This window comes from Methanobrevibacter sp. UBA417, from assembly GCF_002508845.1.
In the GTDB taxonomy this organism is placed as follows: domain Archaea; phylum Methanobacteriota; class Methanobacteria; order Methanobacteriales; family Methanobacteriaceae; genus Methanobrevibacter_A; species Methanobrevibacter_A acididurans.
The window spans coordinates 1-2,700 of the sequence record NZ_DAZC01000004.1; the positions used below are offsets into that span (position 1 = coordinate 1).

Sequence of the window (2,700 nt, forward strand, 5' to 3'; positions counted from 1 at the left end):
TAAAGGGTTTCTACAAAACCATTATTTTATCCTTTTTTTGAAACTTTATAAATAAAGTATAAATAATATAAAGTTTTAAGTAATAATATTACTTTATATTAATTCAGTTTTGCTTTATAATTAATATAAATTAAAAAATTTTTTTTATTAATAAATAAATTTATAATCTGGAGAGTGATTTAAAATGGGAATAACTGATATAATAAAAGAATCATTAACCTTCCCTACAAAGGATACTAAAGGTTGGATGATCATTGGTGTATTATTCTTAGTAATGGCAGTTGTTGATTATTTAATAGGTGTTTATCCAACAGGAATCATATACACATTATGTGGAATAATTAGTTTAATATTATCCATATTCATTTTAGGATATGGTTTAAGTTTAATTAAAAACACTATAGATGGAAAAGATAATATTCCAGCATTTGATTTTGGTAAAAACTTTGTAGATGGATTAAAAAGTTTAGTCTTATACATTGTATACTTCATAATACCAACCATATTAACTGCAATTGTAATGTGGATAACTGGAGTATTCTCTAATGGTTTCCAAATAATAGATTATGTAATAAGCAGTCCAGCTTTAAACCAAACATTAACAGCAGGCGCACCTGTAACTGATGCTGTAATTCAAAATATAACCGGATCTATACCTACAACTTTAATTAACAGTTTCTTCAATGGATTCGTAATAAGTATTGTTGTTGGAATAGTATTATTCCTCATATTCACATTATTTACTTATATTGGTCTTGCACGTATGGCTGAATATGATAGTTTAAAAGCAGGATTATCTCTTGGTGAAGTATTTAAGAAAATAAGTTCTATTGGTTGGGGAAGCTACATTGGATGGTTCATCCTCTTAATAGTTGTATCTGCAATTATAGGATTTATTGGTGGATTAGTTAGTATGATTCCATATCTTGGAGTATTCATATTCGCATTAGTCTTCACATCATTCCTATTCATATTCGAATATCGAGCTATTGGATTAATCTACAATCAAGGATAAAATATAAACTTTTAAATACTTTACCCCTTTTTCTTTTTTTTTATTTTATAAATCTTAATTCTCGCTCTATTATGCATTTAGCATTATCTTTAAGACTTATTCTTTGTGCTTTGTGTCTACCACTTTTATTAATAATAACTATTTTTCCAATTTGTCTTGCTTCTGCTATTATTTTATCTCCTTTTATGGTATCTCCAGCTTTAGTATAAGTTGACATGGTCTTAATTTACTCCTTGAGTCTTCCTTCATTTATAAGTTCATCAATTATATCATTAACTAAAAATATATCTAATTCTAAATCATCAGCTATATCAGATAATAAAACTTTTTGGTTTTCTTTACAATAGTTTATTATTTTATTTTTAGCTGTATCATGATCCATTTCTTTCATGTTTATTTCATTTATATTTCTTAATTTTTCTCTTATTGCTTCTCTTAAAAAATCTGCAGAATTTAAGTATAATCCTTTGTTAACTAAATTATTTATTTGATTATACTCCATTTCCGCTACTTTTGTCCCAATATTTCTGTTTTTAGGTCTTATTTTATCAGTTGCATTAGTTGACATGGTAAGTATTATATATATAATTATATATAACTTTTATTATTTTACAAAAATATTAAATTTTTTGTGTTCGTTTAATTAAATACTTTTTAATTTTTATTTGTTTTTAGTGATTTTTGAGCAATTAATTTTATAAATATGAATAAATATATTAGTATAAAGAGGTTTTTATACAAATTTTTAATATTTTAAAGATTTTAATTGGAATAATTTTAACAATATAAATATTTAAATTTAAGAGGTGAATTGATGGTTGATGAAAAAATTTTAATAGTGGAAGATGAAGCATTATCTGCAATGGATTTGAAAAACAAGTTAGAAAACTTAAATTATGAAGTAATTAAAATAGTGGATAATGGGAAAGAAGCAATAAACACTACAAGGGATTTAAAACCGGATTTAGTCTTAATGGATATAAGATTAAAAGGGGACATGACAGGTATTGAAGCTGGAAGAAAAATTTTAGATTTAAATATTCCTTTAATTTATTTAACTGGAAGTGCAGATAGTGAAACTTTTGAAAATGCTAATCTTAATCCTTCTTATGGTTATATAACTAAGCCTTACCTTATTAAAAATTTAGAACGGATTATTCGAATCAGTTTTAAGCGTGTGGAAATAGAGAAACAGGAATGTAATATGGAATCTTTAAATACTACTACAAACTTAAAAGATTCAAATGAAAATTATAATGTTTTAGTAGTTGATGATGATGCAATTACAGCATTAGATATTAAAACCAACCTAGAACACTTAAATTATAATGTAGTGAGCATTGAAGATAATGGTGATGATGCAATTAAAGCTGCAGGAAAATATCAACCTGATCTTATATTATTAGATATTAATATTAAAGGGAATAAAACAGGTTTTGATGTAGCAGAGGAAATGAACAAGTTAAACATTCCTGTAGTGTATTTAACTGCTTATAATGATGATTCAACAGTTGATTCTGCTGTTAAAACAGGTCCTTATGGTTATATTATTAAACCTTTTAATAAGAAGGAATTTGAATACACTTTAAGTTTAGCTATAAGTAAATCATTAAAGGATAAAAGTTTAAAAACAGTTTAATTTTTTATATAATTTTTAACTATTTTTTTGGTTTTGTAGAAACCCT

The 2,700-nt window shown here is 24.9% G+C and carries 4 protein-coding genes; 2 read left to right on the forward strand and 2 right to left on the reverse strand.

The genetic code is table 11. The features are described 5' to 3' along the window. The first annotated feature begins 184 nt into the window (after positions 1-184). Entirely contained in the window at positions 185-1,015 is an 831-nt protein-coding gene (locus tag BP769_RS00620; protein ID WP_413861783.1) for a DUF4013 domain-containing protein, read from the forward strand. A gap of 40 nt (positions 1,016-1,055) precedes the next feature. Here the strand turns inward: BP769_RS00620 and BP769_RS00625 are convergent, their stop codons facing one another. Both BP769_RS00625 and BP769_RS00630 read right to left on the reverse strand, forming a co-directional pair. Continuing rightward, positions 1,056-1,232 carry a hypothetical protein gene (locus BP769_RS00625; RefSeq protein WP_413861786.1) on the reverse strand — a complete coding sequence of 59 codons (177 nt, stop codon included), beginning with the start codon at positions 1,230-1,232 and terminating at the stop codon, positions 1,056-1,058. 9 nt (positions 1,233-1,241) lie between these two features. Next, positions 1,242-1,583 carry a hypothetical protein gene (locus BP769_RS00630; RefSeq protein ID WP_413861789.1) on the reverse strand — a complete coding sequence of 114 codons (342 nt, stop codon included), beginning with the start codon at positions 1,581-1,583 and terminating at the stop codon, positions 1,242-1,244. A 246-nt stretch (positions 1,584-1,829) separates the two neighbouring features. On the opposite strand from BP769_RS00630, the gene BP769_RS00635 reads away from it, so the two are divergent. Beyond that, complete coding sequence (locus BP769_RS00635) at positions 1,830-2,654, forward strand: response regulator (RefSeq protein WP_413861792.1); 825 nt, start codon at positions 1,830-1,832, stop codon at positions 2,652-2,654. Positions 2,655-2,700 lie beyond the last annotated feature (46 nt).

Coding starts and splice junctions, on each gene's coding strand:
- BP769_RS00620 (WP_413861783.1), top strand. CDS start 185: ATGGGAATAACTGATATAATAAAAGAATCATTAACCTTCCCTACAAAG.
- BP769_RS00625 (WP_413861786.1), bottom strand. CDS start 1,232: ATGTCAACTTATACTAAAGCTGGAGATACCATAAAAGGAGATAAAATA.
- BP769_RS00630 (WP_413861789.1), bottom strand. CDS start 1,583: ATGTCAACTAATGCAACTGATAAAATAAGACCTAAAAACAGAAATATT.
- BP769_RS00635 (WP_413861792.1), top strand. CDS start 1,830: ATGGTTGATGAAAAAATTTTAATAGTGGAAGATGAAGCATTATCTGCA.